The sequence below is a fragment of the Streptomyces sp. NPDC093795 genome (assembly GCF_044764665.1).
In the GTDB taxonomy this organism is placed as follows: Bacteria; Actinomycetota; Actinomycetes; order Streptomycetales; family Streptomycetaceae; genus Streptomyces.
In genome coordinates, this window is the sequence record NZ_JBIWIO010000003.1 from 711,083 (window position 1) to 731,173 (window position 20,091).

General features: G+C 73.0%; 15 protein-coding genes and 1 pseudogene. 11 read left to right on the forward strand and 5 right to left on the reverse strand.

Translation table 11 applies throughout. The features are described 5' to 3' along the window. Nucleotides 1-100 precede the first annotated feature (100 nt). The 4 genes from ACIRB7_RS12030 to ACIRB7_RS12045 all read left to right on the forward strand — a co-directional run bounded on the left by ACIRB7_RS12030 (nt 101) and on the right by ACIRB7_RS12045 (nt 4,773). A complete protein-coding gene (locus ACIRB7_RS12030; protein WP_403596020.1) occupies nt 101-1,321 on the forward strand; it encodes a cytochrome P450 in 1,221 nt (406 codons plus the stop codon). 16 nt (nt 1,322-1,337) lie between these two features. Further along, nucleotides 1,338-1,925, forward strand: a complete 588-nt coding sequence (locus ACIRB7_RS12035; protein ID WP_403596023.1) for a cupin domain-containing protein — start codon at nt 1,338-1,340, stop codon at nt 1,923-1,925. Between the two features lie 60 nt (nt 1,926-1,985). Then, complete coding sequence (locus tag ACIRB7_RS12040; protein WP_403596026.1) at nt 1,986-2,792, forward strand: GNAT family N-acetyltransferase; 807 nt, start codon at nt 1,986-1,988, stop codon at nt 2,790-2,792. Nucleotides 2,793-2,871: 79 nt separating this feature from the next. Further along, complete coding sequence (locus ACIRB7_RS12045) at nt 2,872-4,773, forward strand: serine/threonine-protein kinase (protein ID WP_403596029.1); 1,902 nt, start codon at nt 2,872-2,874, stop codon at nt 4,771-4,773. 9 nt (nt 4,774-4,782) lie between these two features. Here ACIRB7_RS12045 and ACIRB7_RS12050 read toward each other — a convergent pair whose 3' ends face one another. Beyond that, complete coding sequence (locus ACIRB7_RS12050) at nt 4,783-5,598, reverse strand: pentapeptide repeat-containing protein (protein WP_403596032.1); 816 nt, start codon at nt 5,596-5,598, stop codon at nt 4,783-4,785. Between the two features lie 103 nt (nt 5,599-5,701). On the opposite strand from ACIRB7_RS12050, the pseudogene ACIRB7_RS12055 reads away from it, so the two are divergent. Beyond that, nucleotides 5,702-7,038 (forward strand): annotated as a pseudogene (locus ACIRB7_RS12055) (alpha/beta fold hydrolase). Here the strand turns inward: ACIRB7_RS12055 and ACIRB7_RS12060 are convergent. Continuing rightward, nucleotides 7,035-8,693, reverse strand: a complete 1,659-nt coding sequence (locus ACIRB7_RS12060; protein WP_403596034.1) for an acyl-CoA synthetase — start codon at nt 8,691-8,693, stop codon at nt 7,035-7,037. The pseudogene ACIRB7_RS12055 and the gene ACIRB7_RS12060 sit on opposite strands and share 4 nt — an antisense overlap. A gap of 164 nt (nt 8,694-8,857) precedes the next feature. Here ACIRB7_RS12060 and ACIRB7_RS12065 point away from each other — a divergent pair, with 164 nt between their 5' ends. The 6 genes from ACIRB7_RS12065 (at nt 8,858) to ACIRB7_RS12090 (ending at nt 14,062) form a co-directional block, all read left to right on the forward strand. Further along, entirely contained in the window at nt 8,858-9,658 is an 801-nt protein-coding gene (locus ACIRB7_RS12065) for a crotonase/enoyl-CoA hydratase family protein (protein ID WP_403596037.1), read from the forward strand. 107 nt (nt 9,659-9,765) lie between these two features. Beyond that, nucleotides 9,766-10,749 (forward strand): Zn-ribbon domain-containing OB-fold protein, encoded by a 984-nt coding sequence (locus ACIRB7_RS12070; protein ID WP_403596039.1) that lies wholly within the window; start codon nt 9,766-9,768, stop codon nt 10,747-10,749. Then, on the forward strand, nt 10,746-11,813 hold the full coding sequence (locus ACIRB7_RS12075; protein WP_403596042.1) for a thiolase domain-containing protein: 1,068 nt from the start codon (nt 10,746-10,748) through the stop codon (nt 11,811-11,813). Before ACIRB7_RS12070 ends, ACIRB7_RS12075 begins: the two co-directional genes overlap by 4 nt. A gap of 7 nt (nt 11,814-11,820) precedes the next feature. Beyond that, nucleotides 11,821-12,987, forward strand: a complete 1,167-nt coding sequence (locus ACIRB7_RS12080; RefSeq protein ID WP_403596230.1) for a thiolase domain-containing protein — start codon at nt 11,821-11,823, stop codon at nt 12,985-12,987. A 191-nt stretch (nt 12,988-13,178) separates the two neighbouring features. Continuing rightward, entirely contained in the window at nt 13,179-13,679 is a 501-nt protein-coding gene (locus ACIRB7_RS12085) for a hypothetical protein (RefSeq protein WP_351214365.1), read from the forward strand. A 17-nt stretch (nt 13,680-13,696) separates the two neighbouring features. Next, nucleotides 13,697-14,062, forward strand: coding sequence for an RNA-binding S4 domain-containing protein (locus ACIRB7_RS12090; RefSeq protein ID WP_351214363.1), 366 nt, complete (start codon nt 13,697-13,699; stop codon nt 14,060-14,062). A 61-nt stretch (nt 14,063-14,123) separates the two neighbouring features. Here ACIRB7_RS12090 and ACIRB7_RS12095 read toward each other — a convergent pair whose 3' ends face one another. The 3 genes from ACIRB7_RS12095 to ACIRB7_RS12105 form a co-directional block, all read right to left on the reverse strand. Continuing rightward, nucleotides 14,124-16,322, reverse strand: coding sequence for a germacradienol/geosmin synthase (locus ACIRB7_RS12095; RefSeq protein ID WP_403596045.1), 2,199 nt, complete (start codon nt 16,320-16,322; stop codon nt 14,124-14,126). 160 nt (nt 16,323-16,482) lie between these two features. Then, nucleotides 16,483-18,429: an N-acetylmuramoyl-L-alanine amidase gene (locus tag ACIRB7_RS12100; protein ID WP_403596048.1), complete on the reverse strand. Its 1,947-nt coding sequence runs from the start codon at nt 18,427-18,429 to the stop codon at nt 16,483-16,485. A gap of 333 nt (nt 18,430-18,762) precedes the next feature. Beyond that, nucleotides 18,763-19,890 (reverse strand): aminoglycoside phosphotransferase family protein, encoded by a 1,128-nt coding sequence (locus ACIRB7_RS12105; RefSeq protein ID WP_351214357.1) that lies wholly within the window; start codon nt 19,888-19,890, stop codon nt 18,763-18,765. Nucleotides 19,891-20,091 lie beyond the last annotated feature (201 nt).

Genomic DNA, 20,091 nt, shown 5'->3' on the forward strand with positions numbered 1-20,091 from the left:
TCATGCCCGACCCGCACCGTCCCGCCGTCGCCGTCGCCGTCGCCGTCGCCGTCGCCGCCACCGCGACCGCCACCGTCACCGCCCCCGAGGGGACGGCCCCGTGACCACCACCACGGCCACCGACGCCGACACCCCTCAGGTCCACTTCTGGGCCGTGCCCGACCTCACCGGCCTCGACTTCGACCCGCTGCTCGCCAAGCTGCTGCACGAGGACCCCGTCACCCGGGTCCGGCTGCCGCACGGCGAAGGGCACGCCTGGCTCGTCACCCGGTACGAGGACGTCAAGTTCGTCTCCGTCGACCCCCGCTTCAGCCGCCAGGCCGTCTGGGGCCGCTCCATCACCCGCGTCGCCCCCCACTTCATCCCGATGGAAGGCGCCGTCGGCTTCGCCGACCCGCCGGACCACACCCGGATGCGACGCGTCGTCGCCCGCGCCTTCAGCGCCCGCGCCCTGGGCGCCCTGCGCGACCACGCCCAGGACGTCATGGACCGGCTCCTGGACCGGGTCGAGGAGCACGGCGCCCCCGCCGACCTCATGGAACTCGTCAACCGACCCTTCCCGCTCGCCATGGTCAGCGAACTCATGGGAGTGCCCGAGGGCGACCAGCCACTGATGGCCCGCTGGTCCGACACCATCATCTCCGCCGCCGCGGGCCGGGAGGCCAGCGAGCAGGCCAAGGCCGACATGGGCCGCTACTTCACCGAACTCGTCGGCCGCAACCACGGCACCGGCAAGGAGACCCTCGCCGCCGTCCTCGCCGACGCAGTCGACGACGAGACCCTCACCGAGACCGAGGCCGTCGGACTCGCCGTCCTCATCCAGATCGGCGGCGCCCACGCCGTCCGCAACAACAGCGCGAACATGGTGTACGCGCTGCTCACCCACCCCGAACACCTCGCCAGGCTGCGCGCGGAACCCGAACTGATCCCGCAGGCCGTCGACGAGCTCCTCCGCTACATCCCGCACCGCAACGCCGTCGGCCTCTCCCGGATCGCCCTGGAGGACGTCGAGGTCGGCGGGATCACCATCCCGGCCGGCGACCCCGTCTACGTCTCCTATCTGACCGCCAACCGCGACCCCGCCGTCTTCCCCGACCCCGAACGCCTCGACTTCGACCGCGGCTACAACCCGCACGTCGCCTTCGGACACGGCCCCCACTACTGCCCGGGTTCCGCGCTCGCCCGCATCGAGTCGGAGATCCTCGTCGACTCCCTGTGGACCCGCTTCCCCGACCTGCGGCTCGCCGTGCCCGATGACCAGCTCCGCTGGCAGCGCGGAGCCCTCATCCGGGGCCCCGAGACCCTCCCGGTCACCTGGTGAGAGGAGCCCGTACACCGTGACAGCCACCGCGATCGGACCGGGCGGCGGCCTCATCGTGCCGCCCGGCCACGGCAAGACCCTCACCACCGCCGCGCAGCACGTCACCTTCAAGGTGACCGGCGAGCACTCCCGTACCGCCTCCACCTTCGAGGTCGTCGTCCCGCCCGGCTTCGACGTCGGCGCCCACGCCCACGGGCACAGCGAGGAACTCTTCTACCTCCTGGAGGGCGAACTCGACGTCCTCGCCTTCGAACCGCTCGTCCGTACCAAGGACAGCTGGCGGGAGTGGGAGTCCTCCTCCGGGCAGCGAGCCGTGCGCGCGACCCCCGGCACCCTGATCCTGGTGCCACCCGGCTGCCCGCACGCCTTCGCCAACCCCACCGGCGAACCCGTCCGCATGCTCTTCCAGGCCTCGCCGCCGCCCGACCACGAGCGGTACTTCGAGGAGCTCATGGAGATCCTCGGCTCGGGCGGCGAGGTCGACCACCAGGCCGTCGAACGGCTCCGTATCCGCTACGACATCGACCAGATCACCCCGCTCCGGCACGACGCGGGAAGCAGCGACGTGTCACAGGTGCCCGCGAAGGCGACCCCCGGCCCATGACCCCGCGCGACGGTGGAAATCCCGTTGCCGCAGGTCGGACGCGATGCTGGAGTGACCCCCATGGAACCCCAGCCCCAGCACCTGCGTGACCTGTACGACCGTCAGCTCCGCCGAGGGGCCCGCCCCGACGGACCCGGCTGCCGGATCGAACGCGTCGGCGACGTCGTCCGCCAGACGGGACCCGCGCACGCCTGGAACGGCGTGCTCTGGTCCCGCCTGGACGCCCCCGCCGCCGACCGGGCCATCGCCGGGCAGATCGACCACTACCGCACCGCCGGCCTGTCCTTCGAGTGGAAGCTGTACGCCCACGACACCCCCGCCGACCTCGGCGAGCGGCTGCTCGCCGCGGGCTTCACCGCCGAGGCCCCCGAGACCCTGATGGCCGCCGAAGCCGCCTCGGGTCCCCTGGACGTACCGCTCCCCGAAGGCGTGGAACTCCGCGCGGTCACCGACGAGGCCGGGGTACGCCAGGTGGTCGAGGTCCACGAACGCGCCTTCGGCACCGACAGCACCCACATCGGCCGCCAACTCCTCGACCGTCTCGCGGCCGACCCCGACGCCGTCACCGCCGTCGTCGCCCTCGCGGCCGGCGAACCCGTCAGCGCGGCCCGCCTCGAACTCTGCCCCGGCACCGACTTCGCCGGACTCTGGGGCGGCGGCACCGTCGAGAGCTGGCGGGGCCGCGGCCTCTACCGCGCCCTCGTCGCCCACCGCACCCGCCTCGCGGCCGAACGAGGCCACCGCTACGTCCAGGTCGACGCCGCCGACACCAGCCGCCCGATCCTCCAGCGCCTCGGCTTCCTGACCCTCTCCACCACGACCCCTTACACCTACGACGTACGGACCGCCCCGGCGCCCCGCCCGTAGGCCGCGCGGCGGGCCGGACCGTCCCGCGACGGTAGGGTGCCGTCCGGCAACACAGGTCAGCGTGGGGAGACATGAATTCATGAGTGGTCAGCAGCCGGGTCGAGGCGACGCGGGCGAGATCTTCCAACCGCTCGCCGCGGACGACCCCACCACGGTCGCCGGGTACCGGCTCGCCGCCAGGCTGGGGGCAGGCGGCATGGGGAAGGTGTACCTGTCGTACACGCCCGGCGGCCGGCCCGTGGCGATCAAGCTGATCCGCCCCGAGTTCGGCGAGGACGCGGAGTTCCGCCGCCGCTTCGCCCAGGAGGTGCGCTCCGCCCAGCGCGTGCAGGGACTCTTCACCGCGCCCGTGATCGACGCCGACCCCGAAGGCGCCCAACCCTGGCTGGCCACCGCCTACGTCCCGGGCCCGTCGCTCGCCGACGCGGTCGTCACCCACGGAGCGCTGCCCGTGGAGACGGTGCTGCTGCTCGTCGCCGGGATGGCCGAGGCCCTGCACGTCATCCACGGCGCCGGGATCGTCCACCGCGACCTCAAGCCGTCCAACGTGCTGCTCGCCTCCGACGGGCCCCGCGTCATCGACTTCGGCATCGCCCACGCGGCCGACGCGACCTCGCTCACCGGCAGCGGCGTCACCATCGGCACCCCGTCGTTCATGGCGCCCGAGCAGGCCGCCGGCCGCAAGGTGACCCCGGCGACGGACATCTTCGCGCTCGGGCAGGTCGCGGCCTACGCGGCGACGGGAGCCCCGGCGTTCGGCGAGGGCACCTCGCACGGCGTGCTGTACCGCATCGTGCACGAGGAGCCGGACCTCAGCGCCGTGCCGGAACGACTGAGCGAACTCGTCACCCGGTGCCTCGCGAAGGACCCCGAGGCGCGGCCCACGCTCGCCGAGGTCATCCGGCTCTGCCAGGAGGCGAACGCGGCGACGGTCCTCCGCCGCCCCGAGGACTGGCTGCCGGGCGCGGTCTCCGCCGAGATCACCGCCCGGGCCGCGGCTCCCGCCCCCGTCCAGACACCCCCGCCCCCGTCGACCGCCCCGGCCGCCGGCTACTCACCCACCGCTCCGTCGGGCCCGACCGCCCCGGCCGTCGGCTACGCGCCCACGGCCCCCGCCGCGGCGTACGCGCCCACCGCCCCGGCCACCCCGGCCCCGCCCACCGCCCCGCCCGGCGCCTACGGGCCTCCCGCCGGACAGCAGCCGCCCCCGCATCCCGGGCCGTACCGCACGCCCGTGTCCCACCCGGCGCCGGCACACGCCACCCCGGCCCATGCCTACGCGCCGACGCGGGGGCCCGTCCCCACGCCGTACCAGCACCTCGGGGTCCCGGGCGGGCAGCCGCACGCCGCGCCCGGAGCCTCGCGGGGCCGGCCCGGGCGAGGGCTGCTCGTGGCCGTCGCCGCCGTCCTCGCCTTCGGTGCCGTCGGCGGTGTGACGGCGTACGCCCTGTTGAAGGACAAGGGGCAGGAGACCACGGCCAACGGCGACAAGCCGAGCGGTGGTACGTCGAACGGCCAGGGCGGCGGGACGACACCCGGCGCCACCGGCAGCCCCGCCGACGCGCAGCCCTCGACCGGCGCCGCAGACCCGCAGCCCGCCGACTTCAAGGCCGTCAACCTCACCGCCGGCTACCACCTGACCCTCGGCGACGACGTCGTCCGGCCCCAGAAGGGCGAGGACGGCGGGTACGAACTCTCCTACGACACGGGCGGGTACCTCGACTCGGAGACCAGCGGCGGCAGCCTGGCACTCCTCGACCCGGGACAGAAGGGTTCCCTCGCCGCGTGCCGGGCCGAGACCCGCTTCATCCAGGAGGTCTACGTGAACAAGCTGTCCAAGGGCCGCCAGATCTGCGTCACGACCGGCACGGGGCACCTGAGCCTCGTCACGGTCAAGGGCATCTCCCCTGAGGACTCGGCCAGCACGTACCTGACGCTCGACGTCACGGTCTGGCGCGACGCGGCGGCCTCCTCCTCGTAAGCGGGTCGGTCAGGCCGTCCAGTGCGCGGGGCGCTCGAAACCCTCCGGGAGGCGGGTGGCGGCGCTCCCGCGCGCCGCGTTCAGCTGGGGCTGCGTCAGGAAGAGGGCGCCGGTCAGATCCGCCTCCGACAGATCGGCGCCCCGCAGGTCCGCGCCGATCAGATCCGCGAGCGACAGGTCCGCCCCCGTCAGATCGGCGCCGATGAGCAGCGCCCCGCGCAGGTCGGTGCCGCGCAGCTTCGCGCCGCGCAGCCGTTTCCCGACCAGGTCCGCCCCACGCCGGCTCCTCGGCTTCCCGCCCGCCGTGGCGCGGACCAGTTCGCTCGTCCGCAGCAGCAGCCGGTTCACGTCGGCGCGCACCTCGGGAACCCTCAGCTCCTCCAGCGCGTCCGCCGCCCCGCGGGTGAGCTCCTCGACACGGTCGAGCGCCTTCCGCAGCTCGGCATGGACCGGGCCGGCCGCCGGCCGGGCCAGCCCTTCGGTGAGGTAGCGCATCAGCTCGTGGAGCTGACGCATCACATAGAACACGCCGAACATGCTGCTCGCGGTCTCCGGCGCCTCGCGCCAGGACACCCCGCCGAAGGTCACCTGGGAGACCTGCTGGCCCGCGCCGAAGCAGTCGTACACCGTGCAACCCTGGAAACCGCTGGGCCGCAGCCGGGTGTGGATACCGCAGCGGAAGTCCTCCCGGAGGTTCCGGCAGGGTTCGCCCGGCGCCTTGTCCACGGCGAAGTCGGCCGACTTGGCGAAGGGCAGCGCCACGCAGCACAGGCCGAAGCAGTTCGCGCAGTCGCCGCGCAGCGCGGGATCCCCGGTCTCAGGCACGGTGAAACGGTTCCTTCGCAGATCGGGGACGGTCCGTCCACCGTATCGCGCTCTCGGTGAAACCGATTGCGAAGATCGCCGGGAGCGGGTGAGGATCGGCGCCATGCCGAAATTCAGGACGTACGACGGGACCGAACTCGCCTACCGGATCCACGGGGAGGGCGAGCCACTGGTGTGCCTGGCGGGCGGGCCGATGCGCGACGCCGACTACCTCGGCGACCTCGGCGGACTCGCCGCCCACCGCGCCCTCGTCCTGCTCGACGCCCGTGGCACGGGGGCGAGCGCCGAACCCGCCGACCCCGGCTCGTACCGCTGCGACCGGCAGGTCGGCGACGTCGAGGCGCTCCGCGCCCACCTCGGCCTTGAGCGGATCGACCTCCTCGGCCATTCGGCCGCGGGAACCCTGGCCACCCTGTACGCCGCCGCGTACCCCGAGCGGATCCGCTCCCTCGTCCTCGTCACCCCCGCCGGCCGTGCGGTCGGTGTCGACACCACCGACGAGGAGTGGGACAAGGCCGTCGAGGTCTTCGCCGACCGGCCGTGGTACCCGGAGGCCCGCGCCGCACTCGCCACGATCGGACCGGACACCCCGCTGCCGCGCGTCCTGGAGATCATCGGGCCCTTCTCGTACGGGCGGTGGGACGCCGCCGCCCAGGAGCACGCCGCGGCGCGGCGGATGCGCTGGGATGCCGTCTCCGCCTACCACGGCGACGGCGCCTGCGATCCGGTGTCGACCCGCCGCGCCCTCACCGCGCTCACGGCACCCGTGCTGATCCTGGCGGGGGAGTACGACGCGGGCCCCACCCCGGCCAAGGCGGCCGAGGCCGCCTCCCACTTCCCGGGCGCCGAACTGGTCGTCCTGCCGGGCGCCGGACACTTCCCGTGGGTGGACGACGCGGACGCCTTCGTCCGCCCGGTCGCCGCGTTCCTCGACCCGGACTGAGCGACCGGCCCGGCCGCTACGGTTTCGACGTCTTCCGTGACGAACTCGGCGGCTTCCTCAAGGCCCGCGGTCTCACCGGCGCCACGGTCGTCGCCCACTCGATGGGCGCCGCCGCGGCCTTCCTGCTCGCCCAGCGGGAACCGGACCTGATCGGCCGGCTCGTCCTGGAGGAGCCCCCGGCGTTCATCCCGCTCGACCCGCCGCGACCGGTGGCCGAGCGCCCCTCAGGTCCCCTCGGTTTCGACTGGGGGATCGTCCTTGCCACCGACGCCCAGTTGAACGCCCCCGACCCGGCCTGGCGCGAGGAGCTGCCGGCGATCAAGGCCCCCACACTGGTCCTCGCGGCCGGCCCGGCCGGCCACGTCCCGCAGGAGCACCTCTCCGGGCTCGCCGAACGCATCCCCGACGCCCGCCTCGTCAGGATCGGGGCGGGGCATCTCGTCCACACCGACCGTCCCGAGGAATTCCTGTCGGCAGTACGGGAGTTCGGGCTCTAGCCGGCGGTCTCCGCGCCCGCGCCCGTCCCCGTGACCGCCGCGTCCGCCTCCACCGCGACCGAGCGGGCCCAGCGGTAGTCCGCCTTGCCGCTGGGGGAGCGCTGGATGCGGTCGGCCAGGACCAGCTGGCGGGGGACCTTGTACCCGGCGAGGCGGGGACGGCAGTGGGTCTGGAGGGATGCCAGGTCCAGCGGCGGGGCGTCCGCGCGGAGCTGGACGACCGCGGCGACGTGGTTGCCCCAGCGGGCGTCGGGGACTCCCGCGACCAGCGCGTCGTACACGTCGGGGTGCGACTTCAGGGCCTGCTCCACCTCCTCCGGGTAGACCTTCTCGCCGCCCGTGTTGATGCACTGGGAACCGCGCCCGAGGACGGTCACCACCCCGGCCTCGTCCACGGTCGCCATGTCCCCGAGGAGCACCCACCGGACCCCGTCCCGCTCGAAGAAGGTCTCGGCGGTCTTGGCCGGGTCGTTGTAATAGCCGAGCGGCACATGGCCGCGCTGGGCGAGCCGGCCGATCTCGCCCGGGGCGACGGGCGCGCGGGTCGCCGGGTCGACCACCTGCGTGCGTTCGTTGACGTGGAGCCGGAAGCCCCTGGCGGGACCGGAGTCGTCGGTCGCGCGGCCGTTGGAACCGGACTCGGTGGAGCCGAAGTTGTTGAGGAGCAGCACGTTCGGCATGAGCTCCTGGAGCTGGGCCCGCACGGTGTCGGACATGATCGCCCCGGACGAGGACAGGCTGAACAGGGCGGAGAGGTCCGTGCCGCTCAGCGGCCCGCGCAGCGCGTCCACGAGGGGGCGCAGCATCGCGTCCCCGACCAGGGAGATGCTGGACACCTTCTCCTTCTCCAGGGTGCGGAGAACCTCCTCGGGCACGTACTTGCGGTGCAGGACGACCCGCTGGCCGTAGTTGAGGGCGATGAACGCGGTCAGCGTGGACGTGCCGTGCATGAGCGGCGGCGCGGGGAAGAAGGTGATGCCGGAGCCACCGGCCGCGACCCGCTCGGCCAGCTCCTCGGGGCGCTTCACGGGCTCGCCCGCGGGGTCCCCGCCGAAGAGTCCCGCGAAGAACAGGTCCTCCTGGCGCCACAGGACGCCCTTGGGCATCCCGGTCGTCCCGCCGGTGTAGATGATGAAGAGGTCGTCGGCCGAGCGCGGCCCGAAGCCCCGCTCGGGCGAGCCGGCGGCCTCCGCCTCGGCGAACGGCACGCAGTCGAGGACCCCCGCTCCCTCGGCCGGGGTCCCCACCCGTACGAGGTGCCGCAGCTTCTCGGTCTGCGGCTGCGCCGCCGCGACCCGGTCGGTGAACTCGGCGTCGAAGACGAGTGCGGCCAGGTCGGCGTCCCGGTAGAGGTAGACGAGCTCCTCCTCCACGTACCGGTAGTTCACGTTGACCGGCACGATCCGCGCCTTGAGGCAGGCGAGGACGGTCTGGAGGTACTCGACGCCGTTGTAGAGGTGGAGCCCGAGGTGTTCGCCGGGCCGGACGCCCGCGTCGACGAGGTGGTGGGCGATCCGGTTGGCCGCCGCGTCCAGTTCGGCGTAGGTGAGCCGCCGTTCCGCGCCGGTGCCCGGATGGTCGACGTACACCAGCGCCTCGCGGTCGGGGACCGCGTCGACGACCGATTCGAACAGGTCGGCAAGGTTGTACTCCACCGTTCCTCCTGACCCCGGCACGTACGGACTCGGCGGTCATTAGAGCGCCGTACGCCGACGGGGGGAAGAGGTCGCGCCGAAGAATCTGACTAGGTGTCAGAAAACTATTGAACTGGGCCCCGGGCTACTGCAACCTGTTCCAGAACTGGAGACGGGAGACCCCCATGGGTGGCACCGAACACCTGACCGTGCGGCGCGAAGGCGGCACGCTCGTACTCACCTTGAACCGCCCCGAGGCCAAGAACGCCCTCTCGCTGCCGATGCTCGTCGGCCTCTACGACGGCTGGCTGGAAGCCGACGCCGACGACAGCATCCGCTCGGTCGTCCTCACCGGCGCGGGCGGCGCCTTCTGCGCCGGAATGGACCTCAAGGCCCTGGCCGGCAAGGGCATGGAGGGCGAGCAGTACCGGGACCGGCTGACGGCCGACCCCGACCTCCACTGGAAGGCGATGCTGCGCCACCACCGCCCCCGCAAACCCGTCATCGCCGCCGTCGAGGGGTACTGCGTCGCCGGCGGCACCGAGATCCTCCAGGGCACCGACATCAGGGTCGCCGCAACCTCCGCCACCTTCGGCCTCTTCGAGGTCAGGCGCGGCCTCTTCCCCATCGGCGGCTCCACCGTCCGGCTGCCCCGCCAGATCGCCCGCACCCACGCCCTGGAAATGCTCCTCACCGGCCGCCCGTACACCGCCGAGGAAGCAGCCCGCATCGGCCTCGTCGGCCGCGTCGTCCCCGACGGCACCGCACTCGACGCGGCCCTCGCCCTCGCCGAACGCATCAACGCGTGCGGGCCGTTGGCGGTCGAGGCGGTGAAGGCGTCGGTCTACGAGACGGCCGAGATGACCGAGACGGAGGGCCTTGCCGCGGAACTGAAGCGGGGGTGGCCGATCTTCGACACGGCGGACGCGAGGGAGGGGGCGAGGGCCTTCGCGGAGAAGCGGGCGGCGGTGTACCGGCGGGAGTGACCGAAACCGGGGGCTCCGCCCCCGGACCCCCGCGCCTCAAACGCCGGCGGGGCTGATTTTTCACCACCCCCGCACCCATCCCCCCACCCCGACCAAGGAGCCCACCCATGACAACCGCCGCACCCACCCCCACCCCACCGCCGGAGGCCCTCCGCGCACCCCTCGTCGTCGAGTTCCCCTTCACCCGCTCCCTCGGCCCCGTCCAGTCCGCCTTCCTCACCGGACTCCGCGAGCGGACCGTGCTCGGCGTCCGCACCGAGGCCGGCGAGGTGCTCGTCCCTCCCGTCGAGTACGACCCCGCCACCGCCGCCGAACTCCGCGACCTGGTCGAGGTCGCCGCCGCCGGCACCGTCACCACCTGGGCCTGGAACCCCGAGCCCCGCCCCGGCCAGCCCCTGACGACCCCCTTCGCCTGGGCCCTCGTCCGTCTCGACGGCGCCGACACCGCCCTCCTCCACGCCCTCGACGCACCGGGCCCGGAAGCCGTCCGCACCGGACTGCGGGTCAGGATCCGGTGGGCCGCCGAACGGTCCGGCGCCATCACGGACATCGCGTGCTTCGAGCCGTACAGCAGTGCCCAGGCTGCCGAACCCGAGCCGCACACGGGCGAGTTCGACGCCCCCGTCACCGGCATCATCGCCCCCGCCCGCCTCGACTACACCTACAGCCCCGGCCGCGCCCAGACCCGCTATCTCCACGCCCTCGCCGAGCGCCGTACCGTCGGCGAACGCTGCCCCTCCTGCGCCAAGGTGTACGTGCCACCCCGCGGCGCCTGCCCCACCTGCGGCATCGCCACCACCGACCAGGTCGAGGTCGGCCCCCGGGGCACCGTGACCACCTACTGCATCGTCAACATCAAAGCGAGGAACGCCGGAAACGACGCCATCGAGGTGCCGTACGTCTACGCCCACATCGCCCTCGACGGCGCCGGGCTCGCCCTCCACGGCCGGATCGGCGGCATCCCGTACGACCAGGTCCGCATGGGCCTGCGCGTCGAACCCGTGTGGAGCGAGGACGGCCGCTACCCCGACCACTACCGGCCCACCGGCGAGCCCGACGCCGACTACGACACCTACAAGGAGCTGCTGTGACGCCGCACCGGCCGGGCCGAGAGGTGGCGATCGTCGCCTTCGCCCAGAGCGACCACCGCCGTCGCACCGACGACCTCTCCGAGGTCGAGATGGTCATGCCCGTCCTCCACGAGGTGCTCCGGCAGACCGGACTCAAGACCTCCGACATCGGCTTCACCTGCTCCGGCTCCTCCGACTACCTCGCCGGCCGGGCCTTCTCCTTCACCATGGCCCTCGACGGCGTCGGCGCCTGGCCCCCCATCTCCGAGTCCCACGTCGAGACCGACGGGGCCTGGGCGCTGTACGAGGCCTGGGTGAAGCTCCTCACCGGCGAGGCCGACACCGCCCTCGTCTACTCCTACGGCAAGTCCTCGCCCGGCTCCGTCCGGGACGTCCTCACCCGCCAGCTCGACCCCTACTACCTCGCCCCGCTCTGGCCCGACTCCGTCGCCCTCGCCGCCCTCCAGGCGCAGGCGCTCCTCGACGCGGGCGACACCGACGAGCCCGCCCTCGCCGCGATCGCCGCCCGCAGCCGCGAGGACGCCACGACGAATCCGCACGCGCAACTGACCGGCCCCCGACCTCAGGGCGACTACGTCGTCCAGCCGCTGCGCACCGGCGACTGCCCGCCCATCGGCGACGGCGTCGCCGCCGTGATCCTCGCCGCCGGGGACCGGGCCCGTGAGCTCTGCGACCGGCCCGCGTGGATCCGGGGCATGGACCACCGCATCGAGGCGCACTCCCTGGGCGTCCGCGACCTCACCGACTCGCCCTCCACCCGCCTCGCGGCCGAACGCGCCGGAGCCTTCGAGCGGCCCGTCGACACCGCCGAACTCCACGCGCCCTTCACCTCCCAGGAGGTCGTGCTCGCCAAGGCCCTCGGCCTCGACGACACCGTCCGGATCAACCCCTCCGGCGGCGCCCTCGCCGCCAACCCCGTCATGGCCACCGGCCTCATCCGGCTCGGCGAAGCCGCCGCCCGCATCCACCGCGGCGACTCGGACCGCGCCCTCGCCCACGCGACCTCGGGCCCCTGCCTCCAGCAGAACCTGGTCGCCGTCCTGGAAGGGGAGAACCGTGTCTGAGGAGCGCGTGTCCAAGGAGCCCGTGGCCGTCGTCGGCATCGGCCAGACCAAGCACGTCGCCGCCCGCGCGGACGTGTCGATCGCCGGACTCGTCCGCGAGGCCGCCGCCCGCGCCCTGGCGGACGCCGAGCTGACCTGGGCGGACATCGACGCCGTCGTCATCGGCAAGGCCCCCGACTTCTTCGAGGGCGTGATGATGCCGGAGCTGTACCTCGCGGACGCCCTCGGCGCGGTCGGCAAACCCATGCTCCGGGTGCACACCGCCGGATCGGTCGGCGGCTCCACCGCGCTCGTCGCCGCCAACCTGGTCGCGGCGCGCGTCCACCGGACCGTCCTCACCCTCGCGTTCGAGAAGCAGTCCGAGTCGAACGCCATGTGGGGCCTCTCCCTGCCCGTCCCCTTCCAGCAGCCGCTGCTCGCCGGGGCCGGAGGCTTCTTCGCCCCGCACGTCCGGGCCTATATGCGCCGCACCGGCGCCCCCGACGCGATCGGCTCCCTCGTCGCGTACAAGGACCGGCGCAACGCGCTCCTCAACCCGTACGCCCACCTCCACGAGCACGACCTCACGCTGGAGAAGGTGCAGGCATCCCCGATGCTCTGGGACCCGATCCGCTACTCGGAGACCTGCCCCTCGTCCGACGGGGCCTGCGCGATGGTCCTCACCGACCGTACGGGCGCGGCCCGTTCGCCCCGGCCACCCGCCTGGGTGCACGGCGGCGCGATGCGCAGCGAACCCACCCTCTTCGCGGGCAAGGACTTCGTCTCGCCGCAGGCCGGACGGGACTGCGCCGCCGACGTCTACCGGCAGGCCGGCATCACCGACCCCCGGCGGGAGATCGACGCCGTCGAGATGTACGTGCCGTTCTCCTGGTACGAGCCGATGTGGCTGGAGAACCTGGGCTTCGCCGAGGAGGGCGAGGGCTGGAAGCTCACCGAGGCCGGGGTCACCGAACTCGACGGCGACCTGCCCGTGAACCCCTCCGGCGGGGTGCTCTCCACCAACCCCATCGGCGCCTCCGGGATGATCCGCTTCGCCGAGGCCGCCCTCCAGGTACGCGGGGCGGCGGGCGAACACCAGGTCGACGGCGCCCGCAGGGCGCTCGGGCACGCCTACGGAGGCGGCGCCCAGTTCTTCTCCATGTGGCTCGTGGGGGACACCCCGCCCACGAGCTGAGCGACCGGCCGGTACGCCGGCCGGTACGCCCCCGTCCCGTCGCCCATGTGCCCGGGAGTGCGGGTGCCACCCTGGGCGACCGGGTCGGCGCCCAGCGTGCCCGCCGGGGCCTCCGCGCCCCCCGGACCGGCCCGAGCGGCGCGGGGTGCCCGGCGCGTCGCGTCGCGCGCCCGGGCACGTACCATGGCCGTATGTCCTTCCTCCGCCGCCGCAGCGCCGCCACTCCCGCGGGCCCGGACTTCGATGTCCTGGCCATGGACCCGGGGGACTGGCCCGGCAACCTCGGCGCCGGTCTGCTGCCCGCACCCGACGGTTCCTGCCAGGGTGTCTTCCTCCGGTACGACCTGTTCGGCGGCCGGGGCCCCGCGATGATCATCGGCAATCTGCCGGAGGGCTCCCCGGCGCGCGAGCTCGCGGAGGGCCAGATCCCCTTCGAGGTGGCCCAGCTCCTCGCCGCCCTCGAGAACGACGAGCCGATCGAGGTCCTCGACACCGAGGACGTCCCCGTGATGCAGGGCGACAACCTCCTGATCGTCCGCCGCCTCAAGCTCTCCGAGAGCCGCATCTCCTGCGTCCAGTTCGACCGCAGCGACAACGTCCTCGTGACGATCGCCAGTTGGGACCGGCCGATCACCGACGACCTGTACGCGCTGCTCAAGCCGCTGCCCGCCGAGCTGTTCCAGCAGGGCTGACGGGGGAGCGGGGGCCGATGAGCGCACGCGTCGACAGCTGGATCTGGGCGGTCAGGCTCACCAAGACCCGCTCCCAGGCCGCAGCGGCCTGCCGGGCCGGGCACGTCAAGGTCAACGGCGAGCGGGCCAAGCCCGCCCAGCCGGTGAAGCCCGGCGACGAGGTCAGGCTCTTCCACGGCGGCCGTGAGCGGATCGTCGAGGTCAAGGAGCTCCACACCAAGCGGGTGGGCCCGCCGGTCGCCGTCGAGGCGTACGTGGACAACAGTCCGCCTCCGCCGCCACGCGAGGAGGTGGCCGTCGCCGCCGTACGCGACCGGGGCGCCGGCCGCCCCACCAAGCGCGACCGCCGCGAACTCGACGAGCTGCGCGGCCGACGCCCCTGACGCCCGGCCGATGCCTGCGAGGGCCGTCCACGGAGCCTCCCGTGGACGGCCCTCGCGTGTGTCAGCGGGTCGCGGAGCCGATCAGCGAGGCCACCCGCGCGGCCGCGGTGCCGAGCCCGGTCGGACCCCGGCCCACCAGCGGCGTGCCGCTGCCCACATGGACGTCCTCGGCACGGTAACGCCGCACCTTCCGGTGCCAGTTGAGGATGCCCGCGAGCCAGTCCTCCAGCTCCCGCAGATACTCCTCGAAGGCCGCCCTGCCCTCCTGGTCGAGACCGAAGTCCTCGTAGAGCACCGGTACTTCGGTCTCCTTGAGGTGCTCGTACTGGCGCAGCCGCCCCCGCATCAGGTCGTCGACCATGGCCACCGCCGTCGGGTAGTCGCAGTCGAAGAACTTCTGCAGGACGAGCACGCCGTTGTGCACCTCGCCCTCGACCTCGATCTCCTTCTGGTACGAGAAGAGGTCGTTGAGGAGCGTCGCGTAGTCGGCGACCGAGTGCTCCAGGGCGCGGACCGTGCCCGTCCGGTAGATCTCCGGTGGCAGCGCCTCGGTGTGCCGCAGCCGGCACAGGAGCATCGTCAGTTCGGAGCCGAAGGTGGTCCGGCGCATCTCGATGTAGTCCACCGGATCGGGCACCCGGTGCTGCGCCTGGTTGTGCAGCTCCCACAGCCAGCTGTCGAGCATCGCGTCGAGCGCGGCCCGGAGTTGGGCCCGCGACTCCGGGCCCATCGGGCCGGACGTACGCGCCCACAGGTCGGCGAGCGACACCTCCAGGGGATGGGAGGCGAACGTCCGCCCGGCCGCCGGGTCCTCCACCGGCATGCACGACTTGAGCCGCTCCGTGAACCGCTTCGCGCCGGCCAGGTCACGAGGCCGCCCGAAGACCAGGGGGTAGTAGTCGTCCCCGTACGTCCCCCAGGTCAGCCACTCGGCGCTGAGCTCCAGCTCCTCCAGGGTGGCGTCCGGGTCGAGCCCCGCCGAGCAGAGCGCGAGGTCGAAGCCCTCCATCATCGGCCGGTCCCAGATGTCGTCCAGGAGCCCCATCCGCTCCGCCCAGTCCTCGGAGCGCCGCCTCGCCTCCTGGTGGTGCGGGCTGAGCGTCAGCGGATACGGCAGGTCGAACTCCGGAAGGAGCGAGGGACCCACGTGCTGATGCGGCACATGCGTGAGCGCCCGCAGCCGGGAGGCGGCCGGGCGGCCGAACAGGGTCCGGATGTCCAGGGCGGAGGTGCCGAGCACCCCGTCGAGCCGCGAGGGCCCGGCGACCATCCCCTCGTTCATGTACCGGCTGGAGCGCATGTGCCACTCGTGGCCGCCGGACTGCCAGTCCTGGAGCCCCTTGGCGTACGCCGCCACGGCAGCGCACTCCTCCGGGCCCAGGCCCTTCTCCGCGGCGAGCAACGGCACCTCGGTCAGGGCCGTGTTCTCGAACTGCTGGAGCCGTGAGGTCAGCAGGTCGTTGACGGCGTTCGCCGCCTCCTGCGTCGTACAGCCGAGGAACCGCTCCAGAACGAGCACGCCGTTGCTGTTCTCGCCCTCGTCCTCGACCTCACGCTGGTACGAGAAGAGGTCGTTGCGCAGGTGGACGGCGTCGGAGAAGGCGTCCCTGAGGACGCGGAGCGGCCGGGAGTACGCCACCCGGTCCGGGACCTCGGCCCCCGCCGCGTACTCCACGAGCCCGGCCGACCAGGGCGCGCCGCCCACCTTGCGGCGCATCTCGATGTATTCGACGGGATTGGCGACGCGCCCCCCGTTGATGTTGTCGAGCTCCCAGAGCGACTCGTACAGGAGGTGCTCGGTCGCCTCCGCGAACCGCACCCGCCAGCCCTCGGACATCGAGGGGACGGTCCGCCGCCAGAGGTCGGCGAGCCCCGCCTCGACGGGGTTGGTGGGCTCGGGCATGCCCGTCGCCGGGTCGGCCGGCATGAACATCGGCAGCCGGTCGAGGTACGCCTTGCTGCCCGCCCGGTCCTGGGTCCGTTTGAAGACCTCCAGGAAGTGGTCGTCGAAGAAGAAGACCCACGTGTACCAGTCCGTGACGAGGTTCAGAGCCTGCTCGCCGCAGTCGGGGTGCGTGTACGCGCAGAGGAGCGCGTAGTCGTGGGAGTCGAGATCGTGCTGCTCCCAGACCCCCGAGCCCTCCAGCATCCCCATCTCCCGCGCCCAGTTCCGGGTGTGCGTGCGGGCGGTCTCCACATGGGGATTGAGCCGCGCCGGATACGGAACATAGAAATCCGGCATAACGAAGGGCTGAGGCATGTGCGGAGGGGCCTTCCGGTGAGCAAACGCTGTGTCCGGCCCACCTTTACCCGTCGCCCGTACGGCGCACGCGATCTCCCGAATAGTCCTATGAACGCCGAAGGGGGTGGTGCCGGACCGCACGTCCGGCACCACCCCGCACCTTTCGGTCACTCCTCCGTCAGGCCCGGGAAACCCGCACGTCCGCGGCCTTCACAAAGGCCACGCGATGGCCGAACTGGATCTGGTAGTACTTCTCCTGCCCGCGCACGACCGTGTGCCCGCTGCTGTCGAACACCGGCGCGAAGTAGTACTCGCCCGGGGTCCGGTCACCCACCACGTACCGCTGATCCGCGAGCAGCTTGTACGGCAGCGGCGACACCGCCTGCACCGGCACACCCGCCGGATACGCGGAGGCCTCCGGGTACGCCCGCCCGTACACCGGCACCGCGGCGAGACCCTCCCGGGGAGTCAGGACGAGCCCCCGCGCGTTCACCGCGGTCGGCTCCTTCCCCGGATTGTGGAACCACGCCTTCTGCCCGAGGTACCAGACCGCCGTCCAGTCGCCCCTGCGCTCCGCCACCGCGTAGCTCTGCCCCGTCGAGGCACGCGCCCCGGTGTCGTTGACCCCGGTCGTCGAGTCCTGCCCACCCGGCCGCAGACCGATGTCCTTCACCAGGGGAGCGTCGGCGCTCGGCCCGGTGTGCAGGCGCACCGCCCCGCTGCCGTGCGGCGCGCACGCCTGCCCTGCCACCGCGCAGCCCGTGTACACCGGCTGATGGGCGCTGTACTCGGGCCGGATCGTCACCACTCCGGCGGCCGGACCGGCGCTCGGCGTGATCGGCCGGCCGAGGAGCCGGAAGTAGTGCGCCCAGTCCCAGTACGGCCCCGGGTCCGTGTGCATGCCCCTGATGGTGGAGGTCACCGTGCCCGGCACGTTGTCGTGACCCAGGACGTGCTGCCGGTCGAGCGGGATGTCGTACCGCGCGGCGAGGTACCGCACGAGCCGAGCCGACGTCCGGTACATCGCCTCCGTGTACCAGGAGTCCGGAGAGGTGAGGAAGCCCTCGTGTTCGAGACCCACCGACTTGGCGTTCACGAACCAGTTGCCGGCGTGCCAGCCGACGTCCTTGAGCGGCAGGTGCTGGGCGATGTGCCCGTCGGAGGAGCGCAGCGAGTACTGCCAGGACACGTACGTCGGATCCTGCACCAGCTTCAGGGTGACGTCCCAGACGGCCTCGGTGTCATGGATGACGATGTAGTCGATCGACTGCGAGGAGGGCCGGTCCGCCTTGTCGTGGTTGCCGTAGTCGCCGTCGCCGAACTCCTCGTACGGCGCGGGGATCCACTCGCAGGCCACCGTGGACGGGCACTCCACCGGCCCGGCCGCCGGGCTCCGCAAGCCGAGGGCGGCAACCTGCCCCGTCTCCGGCGCGACCGCCGGCGCGGCCGGGAGCGTCACCCTCTGCCCGCTGTCCGTCGTCCGGGACTCCCCGCTCCGGATCACGTCGAACACGTCGTTCGCGTACGTCCTCGCCGTGGCCGAGTCGTCCGCGCCGGAGTACCGCGCCACCGCCCCGTACCAGTCGGCCGGGTCCGCGCTCGCCGGAAGCCCGGCCTCCCGCTGCGCGGCGGCGAGCAGCGCCGCACCGCCCTCGATGTTCGCCGCCGTGCCGGTACGCAGCTCCTCGGCCGGAATCCCGGACAGCGCGGACGCCCGCTCGAGCGTGCGCAGCCGCGGCGGCAGCGACTCGGCCGTCGGGACCGGTGCCTCCGCGCCGGAGCGCACCGCGCGCGAGGAGTCGCCGCGCGGGTCCTCCTCACCCTCCGAGTGGTGCGGGGCGGCGCCGGCGAGCGCCGTCACCGCGTCCGTCAGATGCATCGGCCCGTAGCCGCCGGTCACACTCGGCGCACCACCGTGGCCGTCCCAGCGCGACTGGAGGTACGAGACGGCGAGCAGCACGCTCTCCGGTACGCCGTGGCGCGCGGCCGCCCGGGCGAACTGGTCCTGGAGTGATCCCGCGTCGGGCACGTCGGCACCGGCCGGAGGGGCGGCGGAGAGCAGGGGGAACAGCAGGGCCGCGGACGCGAGCACGCCCACGGCTCCGGTGAGACGGGGGGACGGCATGCGTCCGGGGGACACGGAACGGAGCAAGGCAGCCTCCAGGGGCGGGGGGTGACACCGGGGCGTGCGGGACCGAACCCGTACAGGGGTATCGGCTCCCGAACGATCCGTCAATCACGCCCGCAGGAAAGCAAGTTCCCACGTCAGAGCGGGAATGGAGGCCGTATGGCGGACTTTCGCGCAGACGGGCCCCGGGCCTGGGACGCGTCAGTGGAGTGGACCATTGGCTCGTCGGCCACGGGCGGTCCGGCGGCGGAGAAGCCAGTGCGCCGCGTCCCGGTGTGTCGGCACCGGGCGCACGGCGCACCTCCCCGTGTCGTCGGTCGGCCCCGCCCTTCAGCGCGTCCCGACCGCCGCGCGCACGGCCCGCCGTGCCATGGCGCAGTCGTCGTGCAGCCGCCTCAGGAGCAGCCGCTGTTCCTCGCCGGGGGCGAGCGCCCCCGTGGGCACCGGCACGGAGCCGGCCGGCGGGGCCTCCTTCATGGTGCGCTGCACCGCCGTCTCGTAGGTACGGATCTCCCGCGTCAGCACGATCATCAGGTTCACCAGGAAGGCGTCCCGTGAGGCCATGCCCGCCTGCTGGGCGAGCTGACTGATCTGGCGCCTGGCCAGCGGCGCGTCGGCGAGCACCGCCCACAGCGTCGCCAGGTCGTATCCCGGGAGGTACCAGCCGGCGTGCTCCCAGTCGACGAGGACCGGTCCGGTGGGGGAGAGGAGGATGTTGGAGAGCAGGGCGTCACCGTGACAGAACTGGCCCATGCCCTGACGGCCGCCCGCCTGCGCCAGACCGTGCAGCAGCTTCTGCAGGTCGTCCCGGTCCCGGTCGGTGAAGAGCCCGAGCTCGTGGTAGCGCGCGATCCGGGTGCCGTAGTCCAGCGGGGCGTCGAAGGTGCCGGCCGGCGGCCGCCAGGCGTTGAGCCGGGCGATCGCGCCGAGCGCGGCCCGCACGTCGGCCCGCGGCGGGGCCTCGACGGGGTGGCGCGAGAGCGCCGCGGCCCGTCCGGGCATCCGCTCGATCACCAGCGTGCAGTTCTCCGGATCCGCGGCGATCAGCCGCGGCGCCCGCACCGGCGGACGGTGCCGGACGAAGGAGCGATAAGAAGCTATCTCGTGCTGGAACCGCTCGACCCACGCGGGGGAGTGGTCCAGTAAACACTTCGCGACCGCCGTGGTCCGCCCGGTCGTCCCGACGATCAGTACGGAACGTCCGCTGCGCCGTAGCACCTGCACCGGGTTGAACTCCGGACAGATGCGGTGGACCGAGGCGATCGCCCTCTTCAGCTGCGCCCCCTGAGGGCCGGACAGGTCGATTCGTCCGCTGATCGGCTGAGTGCCGGTGCCGCCCGTCCAGCGCCTCGGCCGGACGGCCTGGGGCGCGGGAGCGAGGTAGGGTCCGGCGCCGGCCTGGACGATGCGGTGCTGCGGCCGGGGCGGGGCGGACACGGAGGACGATGCTGTGTACATGGAGGTGACAGATCCCTTCGTGTGCCGACGAGTTGCGTGCGTCGCCCCGCCCGCCCCCCGGTCCGCACCCTGGGGAATGAGGGCCGGTCGGCGGGGCGGGGTGGCGCATTCCTACCTGACACCCGGGCGCGGGTGGCGGAACATCGGGCGCACCCTGGCGAACCCTGGCGAATAGTCGCCAGCCCTATGACAGGGGGTTAC

Coding starts and splice junctions, on each gene's coding strand:
- ACIRB7_RS12095 (WP_403596045.1), bottom strand. CDS start 16,322: ATGCCTCAGCCCTTCGTTATGCCGGATTTCTATGTTCCGTATCCGGCG.
- ACIRB7_RS12100 (WP_403596048.1), bottom strand. CDS start 18,429: ATGCCGTCCCCCCGTCTCACCGGAGCCGTGGGCGTGCTCGCGTCCGCG.
- ACIRB7_RS12105 (WP_351214357.1), bottom strand. CDS start 19,890: ATGTACACAGCATCGTCCTCCGTGTCCGCCCCGCCCCGGCCGCAGCAC.
- ACIRB7_RS12065 (WP_403596037.1), top strand. CDS start 8,858: ATGGGTGGCACCGAACACCTGACCGTGCGGCGCGAAGGCGGCACGCTC.
- ACIRB7_RS12085 (WP_351214365.1), top strand. CDS start 13,179: ATGTCCTTCCTCCGCCGCCGCAGCGCCGCCACTCCCGCGGGCCCGGAC.
- ACIRB7_RS12040 (WP_403596026.1), top strand. CDS start 1,986: ATGGAACCCCAGCCCCAGCACCTGCGTGACCTGTACGACCGTCAGCTC.
- ACIRB7_RS12070 (WP_403596039.1), top strand. CDS start 9,766: ATGACAACCGCCGCACCCACCCCCACCCCACCGCCGGAGGCCCTCCGC.
- ACIRB7_RS12045 (WP_403596029.1), top strand. CDS start 2,872: ATGAGTGGTCAGCAGCCGGGTCGAGGCGACGCGGGCGAGATCTTCCAA.
- ACIRB7_RS12090 (WP_351214363.1), top strand. CDS start 13,697: ATGAGCGCACGCGTCGACAGCTGGATCTGGGCGGTCAGGCTCACCAAG.